At 55.7% G+C, this 17,879-nt stretch carries 12 protein-coding genes and 1 CRISPR repeat array; all 12 genes read left to right on the top strand.

Features of this window, described 5'->3' with window-relative positions; translation table 11 throughout:
• Window positions 1–58 precede the first annotated feature (58 nt).
• The 12 genes from MWC30_RS10535 to cas2 all read left to right on the top strand — a co-directional run bounded on the left by MWC30_RS10535 (window position 59) and on the right by cas2 (window position 12,625).
• Complete coding sequence (locus MWC30_RS10535; protein WP_244084134.1) at window positions 59–1,543, top strand: ATP-binding protein; 1,485 nt, start codon at window positions 59–61, stop codon at window positions 1,541–1,543.
• Window positions 1,528–3,027, top strand: a complete 1,500-nt coding sequence (locus MWC30_RS10530; RefSeq protein WP_244084133.1) for a sigma-54 dependent transcriptional regulator — start codon at window positions 1,528–1,530, stop codon at window positions 3,025–3,027. The genes MWC30_RS10535 and MWC30_RS10530 overlap by 16 nt, the downstream gene beginning before the upstream one ends.
• Before the next feature lie 296 nt (window positions 3,028–3,323).
• Window positions 3,324–3,797, top strand: a complete 474-nt coding sequence (locus MWC30_RS10525; RefSeq protein WP_244084132.1) for an HPP family protein — start codon at window positions 3,324–3,326, stop codon at window positions 3,795–3,797.
• Between the two features lie 511 nt (window positions 3,798–4,308).
• Window positions 4,309–6,510: a CRISPR-associated helicase Cas3' gene (cas3, locus tag MWC30_RS10520; RefSeq protein WP_244084131.1), complete on the top strand. Its 2,202-nt coding sequence runs from the start codon at window positions 4,309–4,311 to the stop codon at window positions 6,508–6,510.
• A gap of 21 nt (window positions 6,511–6,531) precedes the next feature.
• The gene (gene cas5c / locus MWC30_RS10515) at window positions 6,532–7,182 is read left to right on the top strand and encodes a type I-C CRISPR-associated protein Cas5c (protein WP_244084130.1); all 651 of its coding nucleotides are present in this window, start codon (window positions 6,532–6,534) and stop codon (window positions 7,180–7,182) included.
• Window positions 7,179–8,915 carry a type I-C CRISPR-associated protein Cas8c/Csd1 gene (gene cas8c / locus MWC30_RS10510; RefSeq protein WP_244084129.1) on the top strand — a complete coding sequence of 579 codons (1,737 nt, stop codon included), beginning with the start codon at window positions 7,179–7,181 and terminating at the stop codon, window positions 8,913–8,915. The genes cas5c and cas8c overlap by 4 nt, the downstream gene beginning before the upstream one ends.
• A gap of 20 nt (window positions 8,916–8,935) precedes the next feature.
• Window positions 8,936–9,802 carry a type I-C CRISPR-associated protein Cas7/Csd2 gene (gene cas7c / locus MWC30_RS10505; protein WP_244084128.1) on the top strand — a complete coding sequence of 289 codons (867 nt, stop codon included), beginning with the start codon at window positions 8,936–8,938 and terminating at the stop codon, window positions 9,800–9,802.
• Window positions 9,803–9,804: 2 nt separating this feature from the next.
• Window positions 9,805–10,461: a CRISPR-associated protein Cas4 gene (gene cas4 / locus MWC30_RS10500; RefSeq protein ID WP_244084127.1), complete on the top strand. Its 657-nt coding sequence runs from the start codon at window positions 9,805–9,807 to the stop codon at window positions 10,459–10,461.
• A 31-nt stretch (window positions 10,462–10,492) separates the two neighbouring features.
• Window positions 10,493–10,762, top strand: a complete 270-nt coding sequence (locus tag MWC30_RS10495; RefSeq protein WP_244084126.1) for a DUF4160 domain-containing protein — start codon at window positions 10,493–10,495, stop codon at window positions 10,760–10,762.
• Between the two features lie 172 nt (window positions 10,763–10,934).
• On the top strand, window positions 10,935–11,177 hold the full coding sequence (locus tag MWC30_RS22955) for a DUF2442 domain-containing protein (RefSeq protein ID WP_368860836.1): 243 nt from the start codon (window positions 10,935–10,937) through the stop codon (window positions 11,175–11,177).
• 119 nt (window positions 11,178–11,296) lie between these two features.
• Window positions 11,297–12,328 carry a type I-C CRISPR-associated endonuclease Cas1c gene (gene cas1c / locus MWC30_RS10490; protein ID WP_244084125.1) on the top strand — a complete coding sequence of 344 codons (1,032 nt, stop codon included), beginning with the start codon at window positions 11,297–11,299 and terminating at the stop codon, window positions 12,326–12,328.
• A gap of 6 nt (window positions 12,329–12,334) precedes the next feature.
• Window positions 12,335–12,625, top strand: coding sequence for a CRISPR-associated endonuclease Cas2 (gene cas2, locus MWC30_RS10485; protein WP_244084124.1), 291 nt, complete (start codon window positions 12,335–12,337; stop codon window positions 12,623–12,625).
• Between the two features lie 181 nt (window positions 12,626–12,806).
• A CRISPR array of direct repeats spans window positions 12,807–17,453; the repeat unit is 32 nt; unit sequence GTCGCCCCTCACGCGGGGGCGTGGATTGAAAC.
• Window positions 17,454–17,879: the final 426 nt, after the last annotated feature.

The raw sequence follows: 17,879 nt of genomic DNA, 5'->3' as shown, positions 1-17,879 counted from the left end.
CGTCAACAACAGTGAGGTTGCTCATCCGCCGTTGGACCGCTTGACGGAAAGTCGATCCATGTTCAAAAATATCAGCCTGCGCACCCGGATCTGTATGCTCCTGGGAGGATTGGTGCTCATCACGGTCATCGGGAGCACCATGACTCTCTCCCTGATCACCCGCATCGGGTCCAGCCTCTCCTCCGTGCTGGACACGCACGTGGTGGGGCTCAGCGAGGCCCAGGGGCTGGAAAACTCCCTCGTCATGCAGAAAGGGTTCCTGACCTACTTCTTCCTGGATAACGACCCGGAATGGCTGAAGCAGCTCGATCAGCACCGCCAGTCCTTCGAAGAATGGCTGCGCAGGGCCAGGAGCTCGGCCTATACCCTCGATCAACGCCAGATCCTCAACGACATCGAATCCAGGTACATCCGCTACAGCTACGGGCGTGACGCGGTCATCGACCTGTACAAGCGGGGAGAGCGGGAGGAGGGGTTCAAGCTGCACCGGCAGGTGCGGGGCGAATTCCATGCCATCTGTGACCTTTGCGAGAAATACCGGGCGGAGCACGAGAAGAGCATCGTCCTGGCCCGGGGCGAGATCCGCTCGGCTTTCCGCTCCATCCACGTCATGGCTCTCGTGGCCCTGCCGGGCGCCCTGGTGATGGGCACTCTGCTCCTTTACATCCTCTTCCACCAGGTCCTGGAGCCCATACGCCTCCTGGCGTTCGGTTCGGAAAAGGGGGCCAAGGGCGGGCGTGTCGTCAACGAAGTGAAGGCCCTCAGCAACCGGGTCACGAGCCTCATGGAAGATGTGGACCAAACCCAGACCCAGCTGCAGCAGAGCCGGGAGCACCTGCTGCAGGCGGAAAAGCTGGCCATGGTGGGGAAGCTTGCGGCGGGTGTGGCCCACAGCATCCGCAATCCCCTCACCTCCGTGAAAATGCGCCTCTTTTCCATGGAGCGCTCCCTGGAGCTTTCTCCCACCCAGCGGGAGGACTTCGAAGTCATTTCCGACGAAATCCGCCACATCGACACCATCGTGCGGAACTTCCTCGAATTTTCCAGGCCCCCGAAGCTCAAGATCCAGAGCATCAGCGGATCGGATGTGGTGGACAGCGCCATCCAGCTGCTGCGGCATCGCCTGGAATCCTACGGCGTGGAGGTGGAGCTCTACCGGCAGCGGCGGCTTCCCGAAGTCCAGGGGGACCCCGAGCAGCTGAAGGAAGTCCTGGTGAACCTCATGGTCAATGCCTGTGAAGCCATGCCCGAGGGCGGCAAGATCGCCATTCGCGAGGAGGAGGGGGTGACGGGGCCGCTCGGCCACGTGGCCGTCATCCGCCTCAGCGACAACGGCCCCGGCATCCCGGAAGCGCTCCAGGACAAGGTGTTTCAGCCGTTTTTCAGCACGAAGGAAGAGGGCACGGGCCTGGGGCTGAGCATTGCCGCGCGGATCATCGAAGACCACAAAGGGTGGTTGAATGTCCGGTCGCGCGAGGGGAAGGGCACGACCTTCACCATTACGATCCCCTGCAAGGAGGATGGGATTTGGCTTCGATCCTGATCGTTGACGACGATGCGCATCTGAGGCAGAGCTTCGAGAAGCTCCTGAGCCAGGAAGGCCACGCCGTTCGAACGGCCGGCAGCGGGGAGGCCGGCCTGGCCATGGTGGAATCCCAGCGGTTCGACCTCGTCATCATGGACGTGCGGATGCCGGGCATGAACGGCCTCGAAACCTTTCAAGCCATGCGCGCCATCGAGCCCAAGCTGCCCGTCATCATCATGACCGCCTTCGGAACGACGGAAACCGCCATCGAGGCCACCAAGATGGGCGCCTTCGACTACGTCCTCAAGCCCTTCGAAATCCCCGAGATCCTGGTCCTCATCAACCATGCCCTGGAAGCGGGGCGCTTCATGCGCTCGCGGGTGGAACTGGACGTCGTTCCCGAATCCCCGTCCCTGGAAGCCATCATCGGGCGCAGCAAGGCCATGCAGGAGGTCTACAAGGCGGTGGGCCGGGTGGCTCCGACAGACGCGACGGTCCTCATCCGGGGAGAATCGGGCACGGGGAAGGAACTGGCGGCGCGGGCCATTTACCAGCACAGCCTGCGCTCGGACAAGCCCTTCCTGGTGATCAACTGCGTCGCCATTCCCGAGACGCTCCTGGAAAGCGAGCTTTTCGGGTACGAAAAAGGGGCCTTCACGGGGGCCGTGAACCGTCGTGTGGGGCGCATCGAACAGGCCAACGGGGGTACGGTCTTCCTGGATGAAATCGGCGACATGCCCTTCGGCATCCAGGCCAAGATCCTGCGGCTCCTCCAGGAAAAGAGCATCGAGCGCCTGGGCGGGCGGGAGCCCATCCCCGTGGACGTGCGCATCATCGGGGCCACCAACCGCGACCTGGAAGCCGCCCTGGCCGAAGGCCGCTTCCGCGAGGACCTCTATTATCGCCTGAAGGTGGTGACGCTGTGGCTTCCGCCCCTGAGGGAGCGCGCCGGAGACATTCCCCTCCTCTCGGAATATTTCCTCGCCCGGTTCGCCCGGGAGATGGGCATCAGCAATCCCGGCATCACGGAGGCCGCCAACGTTCTGCTGAGCAGCCGGGCCTGGCCCGGGAATGTGCGTGAGCTCGCCAATGCCCTTCAAAAGGCCCTCATCTTCAGCCGCGGCTGCCCCATCGGGCCGGAGGATGTCGTGCAGGCCATCGGGTCGGACCAGCCGTCCAAAGGGCTTGCCGAGGACACTCCCGAGGAGGCCATCCGCCAGTGGATTCGCAAGTCCCTCGTGTCGGAAGAGAGTGAGAACCTCTTTGAAACCTTCATGGACACCTTTGCCGGCCTGCTCATTTCCGAAGCCCTGAAGCTCGCCGGAAACAACCGCAGCCGCACCGCCAAGATGCTCGGCCTGTCGAGGCCGACGCTGCTTTCCAAGATCGAAAAATACCGCCTCAAGGTGGAAACCTCCGTGCTGAGCGACCCCGGCGGGACGCCGGCCGGCGGCGGAGGCCGCGGTTTGCACGGTGCAGCCGGGGACGCTGAAGAACGCTGAGGGGCGCTGACGGACCCTGATAAGAGGCTGTCCAAAAATTCGTTTCCTCGTCATTCCGGCGGTCTTTTAGCCGGAATCCACCCCAGCGAAAAACCTGGATTCCGGCTAAAAGACCGCCGGAATGACGAAACAAGGTGCATTCTCAGAGTGATTGACTCATTTTTTAGACAGCCCTTAAGAAATTTATCTGATGGGAGGTGCCGGGAGGGTCCATTGCCGCCCCGGTGCCGATAGGCTTGCTGACGAAGATGACCGCAGGGAAGAACGAGGTCTGTAAAAGAATAAAGGACAGAGCGATGATTGCAAAAGCCGGCGATATCATGACCCCCATGTTCAATACCCTTCGCCCCGACATGACCCTTGCCGAGGCGGTCCGGAAATTCCTGTCGGCTGGTGAGGAAGAGCCGCACAAGGTGTTCGGAATGATGGTGACCAACGAGAAAAAGGAGCTCCTCGGCATGCTTTCCATGTACGACATCCTCCTGTACGTGCGTCCCAAGAAAAGCCGCAACTGGGAAGGCATGGACGATCTCGAAATCAGCAAGCTCCTGGCCGAAATCGGGCGCAATTTCCACACCACCCTCGTGAGGGACCTCATGACGAGGGAAGTCATCACCGTTTCCGTGGACACCCACGTCATCCGGATCCTGGATATAATGATCCGGCGCCACATCCGCCGCATGCCCGTCATGCAGGGGGAGAAGATCGTGGGAATGCTTTACATTTCCAACGTTTTTGAATACCTGTGCCACAAGGCCCTTTCGCTGTAGCCGCAAGGCTCGAGATTGGGACGCAGGGCGTGCTTTGCTCCTTCCCACCTGTCATCCGAGGCCCTGAGGACCGCAGACGCAGGCATGGCGTGTTGGTTCGCCGCCCTCCACCCGCGTAGGGTGCATTTGATGCACCACCTCGAGCGCAAACGACGAATGAGCCGGCAGGTCGGCTAGCTTTCTCCCGCCTGCCGCTGCGGCCATTGCCGGGGATCATCTCTCCGTCCGTTCATTCACGTGCATGCTTCGGCATTTCTGTCAACCTGCTTTCTGCGCCGAGTGCTACCGCAGCAATAGCATTGGCGCATCACCGTTCTGTGGGGGGATGCGATGACCTGCCGTTTCACGGCCCCGGGCCATTGGAAAACCTGTGGGTATCACCAATAATATCTTTTACTATTAACCTGTTATGGGGTGTCGGTGCGCCGATATGGCTTGATCCACTCCATGAAAATCCACTCCACGAATCTGCGCCATGATTTGCACCTCAAAAAATAGAAAGACTAATCTTATGTCGCCGGAACCTCTTGCGCACATCTCTCAGGATGGCAGAACCCATACACTTCGAGAACATCTTTACAGAACCGCTGAACGAGCAGCGGATTTTGCAGCCGTTTTCGGCTTCCGTCAGTGGGGCTATCTGAACGGCTTGTGGCATGACGTTGGTAAGTATGCTCTTGCTTTTCAGAAGAAGCTGAAGGCGGCTGCCAGCGAGGATGGGCATCTGGAGGGCAAGGCTCGAGTGGATCATTCCACTGCGGGTGCCATTTTTGCTGTGGAGCACTTCAAAATGGCAGGTCGCTTATTTGCTTACATTTCTGCCGGTCATCACGCAGGGCTACCCGATTGGACAGCCGATCGCACAGGGCAGGCAGCCCTTTCCCATCGTCTATTGAATAAGGACCTGCTCAATGCCGCTCTGGAGGGTGGAATCCCTGATGAAATCCTTGAACAGAGCTTTCCAGAGGAAAAACCTACTGGATTCGATCCTGCTTTTTGGATTCGGATACTTTTCTCTTGTGTTGTCGATGCCGATTTTCTCGACACAGAAGAGTTTTTCGAACCGGAAAAGACATCTCTGCGCAGCGGCTATCCTGCCTTATCGCAATTGATGGATTCATTCGGCAGGTACATGATCCACAAACAGGCCACTGCCCCGGATACCCCCGTCAACCGGATACGCGCCCAAGTTTTTGCTCGCTGCATTGAAAAGGCAAAAGACTCACCGGGGATTTTTAGCCTGACCGTTCCAACCGGTGGGGGCAAAACCCTTTCTTCCATGGCGTTCGCACTGAATCACGCAGCCATGCACGGGCAGCGACGGATCATCTATGTAATTCCGTATACCAGCATCATCGAACAAACCGCCAACCAGTTTCGAGAGATATTCGGCGAGGCAGTGGTGGAGCACCACAGCAATATTGACGTAAGCGATGCTGAGGGGCAAACATCGAAGGCCAGGCTTGCTTGTGAAAACTGGGATGCCCCCCTCATTGTCACAACCAACGTCCAGTTTTTCGAGTCTCTCTTTGCCAGTCGAACCAGTCGATGCCGCAAGCTGCACAATATTGCCGGGAGTGTGGTGGTGTTGGACGAGGCACAGCTTTTTCCTCCGGAGTTCCTTAGGCCCATCCTCAAGGCCTTGGATGAACTGCGTAAACATTATGGAGTGACTGTCTTGATTTGCACCGCGACTCAGCCGGCTCTCGGACCGCACAAATCTTCGAGTTTCACCTTTGAGGGATTGGAAAACATACGTGAAATCATGGAGGATCCCACCGCACTTTATGACCACCTGAGGCGTGTTGAAGTGCAGTTGCCGGAAAATATTTACGAAGCCGGAACATGGGAAGGACTGGCCGAAGAACTGGCCAAGCTTCCTTCTGTGCTGTGTATCGTCAACCGGAGGGACGACTGCCGCCTGCTCTGGTCCCTGATGCCCGAAGGTACTTTCCATCTTTCAGCCCTAATGTGTGGCGCTCATCGTTCCGATACTATTGCCAGGATCAAGATGCGGCTGTATAGCGGTCTGCCCACTTGCGTCATCAGTACTCAATTGGTCGAGGCAGGGGTCGATCTGGATTTCCCGGCCGTCTATCGGGCCATCGCGGGATTGGATTCCATTGCACAAGCCGCCGGCCGTTGCAATCGAGAAGGCTTACTGGAAAAAGGCAAGTTGACTGTTTTTATCCCACCCACCCGTCCACCGGCCGGTATCCTTCGGCAGGCGGCTGAGATTGGAGCGCGTCTGCTTGGGGAGAAGGTGCCGGATCATTTGGCGCCAACCCGTTTGACGGCATTTTTCCGGGAGCTCTACTGGCTGCAAGGTGAGGAACGATTGGATGCCAAAAATATCTTGCGTGACTTGAAGCCCGACGGCAAGCTCCGTTTCAGCTTTCGTAGTGCCGCAGCTAATTTTAAGCTCATCAATGATGCTGCATCGTCGCCGGTTCTCGTTTCCTATGGTGAGGCCGGTGTGAAGTTGCTCGAACTTCTGAAATATATGGGGCCTGAACGCTGGCTGCTGCGTAAACTCCAGCGCTACGTGGTCAATCTGCCGAAACCATTGCACCAGCGATTGCTTGCAGAAGGCGCTATTCGAGAAATCCACCCTGGAATTTATGTTCAAGGGCACGGGACGCTCTACAACGGTGATCTGGGATTTTGCCCGGAGAAGTCTATCATCTATGATCCCGACGAGCTGATCGGGTAAGTTCAGAAGAAGGGAGGACCAATGTCCGCAGAAAAACTGAAGAGCCGAACTTTTCGCCTCAAGGTCTGGGGTGAAAACGCATGCTTTACCCGACCTGAGATGAAAGTGGAGCGAGTTTCATACGATGTAATAACCCCATCAGCCGCCCGCGGCATTCTGGAAGCAATTTTATGGAAACCGGCCATCCGCTGGCAGATTACCCGGATCGATGTACTCAAGCCTATCCGTTGGACATCGGTACGGCGCAATGAAGTTGGTGCAGTGATGTCTCCTCGTGCGAATGGCCTGTTCGTAGAGGAACAGCGCCAACAGAGGGCTGGATTATTTTTGCGGGATGTTGCCTACATCATTCATGCTTTTTTCGAAATGACAGCCCAAGCTGGTGATGATGACAATCTCAGGAAGTTCGAGGAAATGTTTCTTCGTCGTTCAGAAAAAGGCCAATGCTTTCATCGACCTTACTTCGGCTGCCGTGAGTTTGCGGCAAATTTTGAGCCACTATCGGGACGAATCGAAGACCTTAAGCCCATTGATGAAAGTCGTGATCTTGGATTCATGCTCTACGACATGGATCATTCCGGTGAGGAACCAATGCCTTTATGGTTTCGTGCCAAGATTCAGAATGGAAGCGTCAATGTGCCCTTGTTTAACAGCACGGAGGTTCGGCGATGATCCTCCATTCACTGAACGACTACTATCGTCGTCTTCAAACAGAAGGTCTTGCCGATGTTGCCACTGAAGGTTTTCAAAAACAGCCGATTCCCTTTGTGGTTGTACTGAATCGAGACGGCTCTTTTCTTGGGCTTGTGGACACTCGGAGCGGTGAAGGTAAGGAAAAGTCGGCAAGACAGTTTACCGTTCCCAAAGGCGTCAAGAAAACCAGTGGAATTGCGGCGAACCTGCTTTGGGATACTCCGGCGTATGTCTTCGGTCGCCCCAAATCCGATCCAAAAAAAGACTTATCCAAGCTCATGCAAAGAGCTGTGGAACAACAGCTTTGCTTTCTGAACACCATACGCGAGCGCCTTGTTCCTGCTCTGGAAGACGAAGGAATCCATGCTCTCCTGCAATTTTTGGGGAATGATAATTTTCAAGCCGTGTTCGACCACCCGGCCTGGCCAGAGATTGAGGAAAGTGGTGCAATACTGAGTTTCCAGTTGGAGGGGGACATCTGCCTGATCTGTGAACGGCCTGCGGTTGTTGCTGCTTTGATGACGGCCCAGTTGGCTGAGGGTAGTATGCAGCAGACCTGCCTGATTACCGGGGAGCCTGATGAACCTGCACGACTGCATACAGCGATCAAAGGCGTTTACGGGGCTCAAAGATCGGGGGCAAACATAGTTTCCTTCAATTTGTCGGCGTTTACTTCGTACAAAAAAGAGCAGAGTTTTAACGCACCCGTCGGCAAACGTGCAGAGTTCGCCTATACGACTGCGCTGAATCATCTGCTCTCTAAGGGCTCAATGCAGCGACTGCAGGTAGGTGATGCTACAACGGTTTTCTGGGCTGAAAAGAAGCATGAGATTGAAAATGTTTTTGGTGGGTTGTTTGGCGAGCAACCTAGAGAACCCGAGCAGGACTACAAGCAACTCATCGCGGCATTTCGTGCTCCTCAAACAGGAGCACCGCCACAGCTTGACCCTAATACCGCCTTTTTTGTGTTAGGTCTGGCCCCTAACGCAGCACGCATCGCTGTGCGTTTCTGGTATGCCGGAACTGTTGGGGATATTGCTGCCAACATCGAACAACATTTCGACGATATAGAAATAGTCCGACCACCAAAACAATCCCGCTATCTTTCCCTTTTTCGATTGTTGGTTGCCACCGCTGCCTTGGGTAAAGCAGAGAATATTCTGCCCAATCTGGCAGGCGAATTCATGAAATCCATTCTTATTGGTACACCCTATCCTCAAGCCTTGCTCGGCGCAGTAATCCGCCGATGTCGATCAGAGCGTGAAATTACCTACCCCCGGGCATCACTCGTCAAAGCAGTGCTGTCGCGGGAAGCAAGATACTACAAAAAAACCGTGAAGGAGGTCGGCATGTCTTTAGATACAGGCAACAACAATGTCGGTTACAGATTGGGGCGACTTTTCGCAACGCTGGAGAAGATTCAAGAGGAGGCCAGCCCAGGAATCAACGCGACCATTCGCGATCGCTTCTATGGGGCAGCCTCATCCACGCCTGTCTCTGCCTTTCCCCACTTAATGAAGCTCAAGAACCACCATTTGGGCAAGCTGGAAAGTCGAGGGAGGGCAGTCAATTTGGAAAAGCTGATCGGGGAAATCATGGATGGGCTCAACGAATTTCCCGCACATTTAAGTATGGCCGATCAAGGTCGTTTCGCCGTTGGCTATTATCATCAGCGCCAAACTTTTTTCACGAGCACCAGGAAAGATCAATAACCTACAAGGAGTGATACATTATGAGCAACCCTGTTCAGAACCGCTACGACTTCGTGCTTTTGTTTGATGTGAAAGACGGTAACCCCAACGGTGATCCTGATGCCGGTAACTTGCCCCGTATTGACCCGGAAACTGGCCATGGATTGGTGACCGACGTGTGCCTGAAACGAAAAGTGCGCAACTATGTTCTGCTCGCTAACGGTTCCAAAGGCGGTTACGACATTTTCATAAAAGAGAAAGCCATATTAAACAACCTGATAGATCAGGCTCATGAAGTAGAAGAAGTCAAAGAGAAGGAGAAAGGTGAAAAGACCGAGGCCGCCCGGCAGCATATGTGCAAAACCTATTTTGATGTGCGGACCTTCGGTGCAGTCATGTCCACAGGCAAGAATGCCGGCCAGGTTCGTGGGCCCGTACAGCTCACTTTTTCTCGCAGTATAGACCAGATTGTACCGCTGGAACACAGTATCACCCGCATGGCTGTGGCCACCGAAGCGGAGGCGGAAAAGCAGCAGGGTGATAACCGCACCATGGGACGAAAATTCACCGTGCCCTATGCCCTCTACCGATGCCATGGCTTCATTTCAGCGCCTCTGGCCGAACAGACCGGCTTTTCCGAGGATGATTTGAAATTGTTTTGGGAAGCCCTGGCCGACATGTTCGATCACGACCGTTCAGCCGCTCGTGGAGAGATGGCGACCCGCAAGCTGATCGTTTTCAAGCACGATTCAAAGATGGGAAAGGCACCTGCGCATAAGCTGTTTGATCTGGTGAAGGTAGAGCGCAGCAAGGGTGCTGATGGGCCGGCAAGATCCTTTGCAGATTATACTGTCAGCTTGGACAATGCCGCTGTGCCCTCCGGTGTAAGCATCGAGGAAAAGGTGTAGCGATGTATTCCGAAGACGAGCTTCTCCCCATATCCGCCCTGCAGCACCTGCTCTTCTGTGAGAGGCAGTGCGCCCTCATCCACATCGAACAGCTTTGGGTGGAAAACCTTTATACGGCCGAGGGCCGTGTCATGCATGAACGTGTGGATTCCGGCCGCAGCGAATCCAGGGGGGATGTGCGGTTGGCGTTCAGTTTGCCTTTGTGCTCGCTGCGGCTCGGGTTGACGGGAAAGGCCGATGCGGTAGAGTTTCATCGGGAGGAAGGCGGGAAAGTAGAGAACCGGTTTGGCTCGATTCGTTGGCGGCCTTTCCCCGTAGAGTATAAGCGTGGGCGGCCCAAGAAGGAGCTTTGGGACAAAGTTCAACTTTGCGCTCAGGCCATGTGCTTGGAAGAGATGTTGAGCATCGAGGTACCCAGGGGTGCGCTCTTCTATGGCAAGACCCGTCGTCGGGTGGATGTCCTTTTCGATGCAGACCTCCGCAGGAAGACCGAAGAGACTGCCGGCCGCCTGCACGACTTGTTCGATTCACGCATGACACCGCCCGCGAAGTATGATGAAAAATGTGAATCCTGTTCGTTTATTTCTTTGTGCCTCCCCAAGGCCACCGGCGGTAAGCACACTGTCACCCGGTATCTCGCTGACATCATGGGAGAGTGAAGGGGGTTGCTCATGAGATAAAGGAGGATGAATGAGTGTTATCGCCATGTTTTATGGTATCATTATTTCAATGTACTTCTTTGATAATCGACAACATAGCTTACCTCACATCCATGTGAGGTATCAGGAAAACGATGCTGTATTTTCGATTCCTGACGGTGAACTCATCGATGGCACCATACCTGCCAATAAAACAAAATTGGTTCAGGCATGGATTGAAATTCACAGGGATGAGCTCATAGCTGATTGGGAATTGGCCAGTCAGGGGCAGCCCATTTTCAAAATCGAGCCATTACGTTAGGAGTAGGGCGTCCAAATCGGCTTTGGGTCGTTGCCCGGTTTTTGGACCCGGCAAAAGCCTCCCAAGTCAAGATGTGGCGGCCATTTTCCCGGAAAATCCGGGAGACCAAAAACCAGGTACAGAATCTGGGCGATTCAGTCCCTTTTTAGACGCCCTACGTTAGGAGGACATGGTGAATCCACGTGTTGTCGAAGTCAAGCCTAACCCGGATTATTCTCTCACCCTTAAATTCACTAATGGGGAAGTCCGCAGATTTGATGTACGGCCCTACCTCGAGAAAGGAATTTTCGGGGAATTGAGAGATATGCAACTGTTCAATTCCGTTAGACCCATTCTGGGAAGCATCCAATGGTTAAATGGGCAGGATCTCTGTCCGGATACACTCTATCTGGACAGTCGGCCCATTTCCAATTAACCCCCTTTGAGCGATAGTATTTTTTGCGGATTGGCAAGTTATCGCTCGAAAGATGCGACGATAGAACAATAATCCATAATCCATCGAACGGAGGTATTTGGGTTGTGTAAAGGAGGGACATGAAAAAGCTCCTCAATACTTTATATGTTACCACTCAGGGAGCGTACCTGTCCAAAGAGGGCGAAACCGTACTGGTTTCTGTGGATGGAGAAAAGCGTCTCCAGATCCCAGTACATACTCTGGGTGGCGTTGTCTGCTTCGGGAGAGTCAGTTGCAGCCCTTTTCTCATGGGCTTTTGCGCTGAAAACAACGTGGGCCTCAGCTTTCTCACGGAAAACGGCCGATTCTTGGCGCGAGTACAGGGGCCTGTGGCGGGGAATGTTTTGCTTCGGCGGGAGCAATATCGCCGTGCGGATTCACCAAACTTTTCCGCAGCAATGGCAAGGTTTTTTCTGACGGGCAAGATCGCCAATGCACGCACCGTTTTGCAGCGGGCACTGCGAGACCATGGGGATAAAATAACCCAAACCGAGATGGAGCAATCCATAGCACTGCTGGGCAAGGCGTTGAAACGACTTGAGGCCACTGAAGATTTGGATGCTCTGAGAGGGATCGAGGGAGAAATAGCCCGAACTTATTTCAGTGTTTTCGATGACCTCATCACTCACCAGAAGGATGGCTTCATCTTTAAAGGCCGGAATCGCCGCCCGCCATTGGACAACGTCAATTGCCTGTTGTCTTTTCTATACACTCTTCTGCTCCATGACATACGTTCAGCCCTCGAGGGGGTCGGACTTGATCCTGCAGTGGGCTTTCTCCACCGCGACCGACCTGGACGGCCCGGTCTAGCACTGGACTTAATGGAAGAATTCCGACCGTTCCTGGCGGATCGCCTCGTGTTATCTCTGATCAATCTCGGCCAGGTGAATCCCAAAGGTTTTATTCAAACCGAAACGGGGGCTGTCACCATGACGGATGATACTCGGAAGGCTGTCATCGTGGCTTACCAAAAACGCAAACAGGATGAAATTCAACATCCTTTTCTGGGAGAAAAGGTTGCCGTCGGGGTTCTTTTCCATGTGCAGGCGCTTTTGCTTGCACGCCATCTGAGAGGAGATTTGGATGGCTATCCGCCGTTTGTTTGGAGGTGATGAGTCATGATGGTATTGGTCAGCTATGATGTTGCCACCTCCGACACGAGCGGGCAGCGTCGCCTCCGGAGAGTGGCAAGAATCTGTAAAAACCACGGACAGCGAGTCCAATATTCTGTTTTTGAATGTATAGTGGACCCAGCGCAATGGACCTTATTGCGGAAAAAATTGGAAGAAGTCATTGACCTCTCCGAGGATAGCCTCCGTTTTTATTTTCTGGGTGCCAACTGGCAAAAACGGATAGAGCATGTCGGCGCAAAACCCTCCTTTGACCAGGAAGGGCCGTTGATTGCCTGAGACATCGCGAACCTCAAGCACACATATCATCCCCGGTAGGTTCGCAGTGCTGTAATCATTTGGAAACAATGGATTATCGGTTCGCGCTCGATCAGTTGATCTCCTCGGGAGTCGAGATTTGAAAGAGTTCGCGAATTGATGGTTAAACAAGCGGCACTTTCAGATAGTTAGAGATGCCGCAGTCGCCCCTCACGCGGGGGCGTGGATTGAAACACAGTTGCACATAGGTGTGCTGCGTCGAAGCTGTGTCGCCCCTCACGCGGGGGCGTGGATTGAAACATCGGCAAAGCTCAGGCTACACCCATGCACACCTGTCGCCCCTCACGCGGGGGCGTGGATTGAAACGATACCACGACAAACTGTCCTAAGCGAGTCGCTGTCGCCCCTCACGCGGGGGCGTGGATTGAAACCTGGACGATTGCCAAGCTGTCGGACTGTCGGTCGTCGCCCCTCACGCGGGGGCGTGGATTGAAACTGAAGCCCATTGCATGATCCGTCCATAGCTATTGGTCGCCCCTCACGCGGGGGCGTGGATTGAAACGGCAACAGCCTTGAAGAACATCTTGCACTCATTGGTCGCCCCTCACGCGGGGGCGTGGATTGAAACCCGTCCCCGGCGATAGAAGCCGAGAGCGGAATACGTCGCCCCTCACGCGGGGGCGTGGATTGAAACAGCACCCCGACCCTGACGAGGACGCCATGCGTTGTCGCCCCTCACGCGGGGGCGTGGATTGAAACTGGACCGCATCGCAAATGCTCTGGAAAGTATCGGTCGCCCCTCACGCGGGGGCGTGGATTGAAACAGGGCGAGTCCCTGGAGGAGAACGCCAGGGTGCGTCGCCCCTCACGCGGGGGCGTGGATTGAAACCTCTCCTATGACCTCATCGCCTCGTGCGAATACGTCGCCCCTCACGCGGGGGCGTGGATTGAAACTCTCGGAGAAATCGAGAGCCGCCGCACCTGCGGAGTCGCCCCTCACGCGGGGGCGTGGATTGAAACTAAAACGGGAGCCCCCCCCTGGAGCTCCCCTGCCAGTCGCCCCTCACGCGGGGGCGTGGATTGAAACGATGCCGATACGGACTATATCTTGACGGGTAACGTCGCCCCTCACGCGGGGGCGTGGATTGAAACAACATTACTGTTAGGAGTTCTATCGTCAGCTGTGTCGCCCCTCACGCGGGGGCGTGGATTGAAACACGCCCAAGACCGGTAATGAATCGGCCATGCTGGGTCGCCCCTCACGCGGGGGCGTGGATTGAAACGACGCGGAGGATGCCCCCAATGATGTCATCTACCAGGTCGCCCCTCACGCGGGGGCGTGGATTGAAACATAGAAATGCAATTAATTGAATAACAACCTTGAAAGTCGCCCCTCACGCGGGGGCGTGGATTGAAACCTTTTGGAGAGCTGACCAGGTGGACCCGTTGGCGTCGCCCCTCACGCGGGGGCGTGGATTGAAACAGGCGATGCCGCCCAGCCTGGGACCAGAAGCCGCGTCGCCCCTCACGCGGGGGCGTGGATTGAAACTTTGCTGCGGCTACTGCTTGGGACTTCCGATGGGTCGCCCCTCACGCGGGGGCGTGGATTGAAACTTGTCGATCTTCTCGAAGGCACTACAGTTTGCTCCGTCGCCCCTCACGCGGGGGCGTGGATTGAAACATCGGCAAAACCAAGGCCACACCTATGAACAAATGTCGCCCCTCACGCGGGGGCGTGGATTGAAACTGGTACATAGACGCCCAGGGAAACCGGAAGCGGGGTCGCCCCTCACGCGGGGGCGTGGATTGAAACGACTATGCCGGTTATATGCCTTGGTTGTGCTGAGTCGCCCCTCACGCGGGGGCGTGGATTGAAACTGCTAGATCGTAAACTCGATGGACGTTTGTGCGCGGTCGCCCCTCACGCGGGGGCGTGGATTGAAACCATGGACAAAATAGTGATTCGAGTGCTGATCTACGTCGCCCCTCACGCGGGGGCGTGGATTGAAACGTGTCACGCCATTTCAACTTATGAATCATTCTTCGTCGCCCCTCACGCGGGGGCGTGGATTGAAACGCGGTTACACGACAGAATCTGTAACGATGGAAGAGTCGCCCCTCACGCGGGGGCGTGGATTGAAACCACCAGGCTTAAAGTATAGTCAAGGCAAGCGCTCGTCGCCCCTCACGCGGGGGCGTGGATTGAAACAACACGATTGTTAAGAACTTGGAAAAAGCCCGAGGTCGCCCCTCACGCGGGGGCGTGGATTGAAACCTGGTGTGACCATCACACGAGGAAACTGCTTTCGTCGCCCCTCACGCGGGGGCGTGGATTGAAACATGTACCTCCCGTGGATCACGTGTACACTCGCAGTCGCCCCTCACGCGGGGGCGTGGATTGAAACCTCATTTTGAGTGTGCCTCTCTTCACGTGAAACATGTCGCCCCTCACGCGGGGGCGTGGATTGAAACAGTCCCTCGAAGACCAGAGAGGTGCCCGAGGTGAGTCGCCCCTCACGCGGGGGCGTGGATTGAAACAAGGCAGATGCCCTGGTGAGTGTCTGAGCTGTGGTCGCCCCTCACGCGGGGGCGTGGATTGAAACTGGAGGTCGTTGCCTTGAGGTGTGAGGTACAGCTGTCGCCCCTCACGCGGGGGCGTGGATTGAAACAAGCCTACCTTTAAGCAATCCTCTAGAAAACTTTCGTCGCCCCTCACGCGGGGGCGTGGATTGAAACACGGTCCTTTCCATCCTTTAAAACATCCTTCAAGTCGCCCCTCACGCGGGGGCGTGGATTGAAACGTTGTAGACATCCTGGAACTTAGCCTCCACGGCGGGTCGCCCCTCACGCGGGGGCGTGGATTGAAACATGAATACGGATGGTAGATGTGTTTATAGAGTTTTGTCGCCCCTCACGCGGGGGCGTGGATTGAAACTTGCTACATACGTCAGTACGTCATCGGCATACAGGTCGCCCCTCACGCGGGGGCGTGGATTGAAACCGTCCTTACTCTTCCCAGTCCGTAACTTTAACTCGGTCGCCCCTCACGCGGGGGCGTGGATTGAAACAGCACAGCACACTTTACCACCAAGGCGAACGCTGTCGCCCCTCACGCGGGGGCGTGGATTGAAACATGTCTCCATCGACAACGTGGGCGATGGTGTGCCGTCGCCCCTCACGCGGGGGCGTGGATTGAAACAAGGCTCAGTTGCTATCGTCCGAAGACCAAGCACGTCGCCCCTCACGCGGGGGCGTGGATTGAAACATGCTCGATGGTGGTTTTGCATGAGCTGTACTCCCGGTCGCCCCTCACGCGGGGGCGTGGATTGAAACTGATCCCTCAAGGAATCCCTGGTACCGTACCAGGGTCGCCCCTCACGCGGGGGCGTGGATTGAAACTCGATCTGAGGGTTACACTTCCTGAACTCAAGATGTCGCCCCTCACGCGGGGGCGTGGATTGAAACTCAGCTGTAAGCTCGAAGTGAGGCACCCGGATGGCGTCGCCCCTCACGCGGGGGCGTGGATTGAAACCGATGGAAGCCGACAATACACTCCTGGACCGTGAGTCGCCCCTCACGCGGGGGCGTGGATTGAAACGCCCTGGTGAGGGTCCGGGCAACAGACAGGGCTGTCGCCCCTCACGCGGGGGCGTGGATTGAAACGCCCTGGTGAGGGTCCGGGCAACAGACAGGGCTGTCGCCCCTCACGCGGGGGCGTGGATTGAAACCAGTGACTCTCGACTTTGTCCACATTGAGACCCGTCGCCCCTCACGCGGGGGCGTGGATTGAAACTAAGGGATTCAACACACGGTTTATCTTGATCGCTGTCGCCCCTCACGCGGGGGCGTGGATTGAAACAAGTTTGGTTTAATGGTGGAAGTTTCAGTACTACGTCGCCCCTCACGCGGGGGCGTGGATTGAAACCGTTTTATCAACTATATGCTAGCCAAATACTTCCCGTCGCCCCTCACGCGGGGGCGTGGATTGAAACTTGCTCAGATTGCTGGGAAAAGTGTTACGCAAGGGTCGCCCCTCACGCGGGGGCGTGGATTGAAACATCTGCTCGGCCTTGTCCAGCTTGTCCGTGTCCGTCGCCCCTCACGCGGGGGCGTGGATTGAAACTGCGTGATTGTTGGAGGGTAAAATGGGACTTTACGTCGCCCCTCACGCGGGGGCGTGGATTGAAACTCTAACTGAGGCCGCTGAACGCCTCTACCTGGAGTCGCCCCTCACGCGGGGGCGTGGATTGAAACAATCGACGACGGGCTAAAACGTAATTCAGAATTTGTCGCCCCTCACGCGGGGGCGTGGATTGAAACAGGTTACATAGAGTTTTGGAAGGGCATCATGTCGTCGCCCCTCACGCGGGGGCGTGGATTGAAACCAACTGGATGACCTATATTCCCAGGGAAGGAGCGGTCGCCCCTCACGCGGGGGCGTGGATTGAAACAGATAATAACCCCCACCCTCGAGGTCTTTCCATTGTCGCCCCTCACGCGGGGGCGTGGATTGAAACCTGGACAGCGAAAAATCTCTGCGTGGGGAATCTCGTCGCCCCTCACGCGGGGGCGTGGATTGAAACAGCACCTGAGTGCCCTCCTCAAGGATGAGAGAGGGTCGCCCCTCACGCGGGGGCGTGGATTGAAACAGGTAGAGGCAAGAGTTCCCAGCTTTGGAAGCCCCGTCGCCCCTCACGCGGGGGCGTGGATTGAAACCCAGCCGCCTTGATGGCCTGGGCTTTAGTCCTGAAGTCGCCCCTCACGCGGGGGCGTGGATTGAAACATTCGCTACAGCGAAGCAGAGTCCTACCTGACCCGTCGCCCCTCACGCGGGGGCGTGGATTGAAACTATGGAAACTTTCATCTCAACCTCTTTTCTAGAGGTCTCTCGGAAATATAAGTCCTTATTTTAGATTGAGAAAAGTATAGAGTCAGGCATTTCTCAATCATTTTTTCTATAGGCAGATAAAACTCTCGGAAATTCATGGATCATTGACGGATAATCTGCCAAATTTCTTTTTATTCCAATTCTATGGACAAAGCCCGCCACATGATTTAGCTTAAGTTTGGTGTAATGGACAGGTCGCCACCATTCTCTACGGAAGGGAGGTGAATTCCATATGTGCCATTCTGAATACCTGAAACACCTCGAGAACTATTTCCTCACATCCGTTGATGACCCTCAATTCTGGAAATGCGTGGCGGCTCATACCCGGGAGCTCGTTATTTTTACTCACCTCAATTTCGACCCTGTGATGGAGCTCCTCGATTCCCT

This window comes from Desulforhabdus sp. TSK (assembly GCF_022836495.1).
Classification (GTDB): domain Bacteria; phylum Desulfobacterota; class Syntrophobacteria; order Syntrophobacterales; family Syntrophobacteraceae; genus Desulforhabdus.
This window is presented reverse-complemented; position numbering and strand designations above follow the sequence as displayed.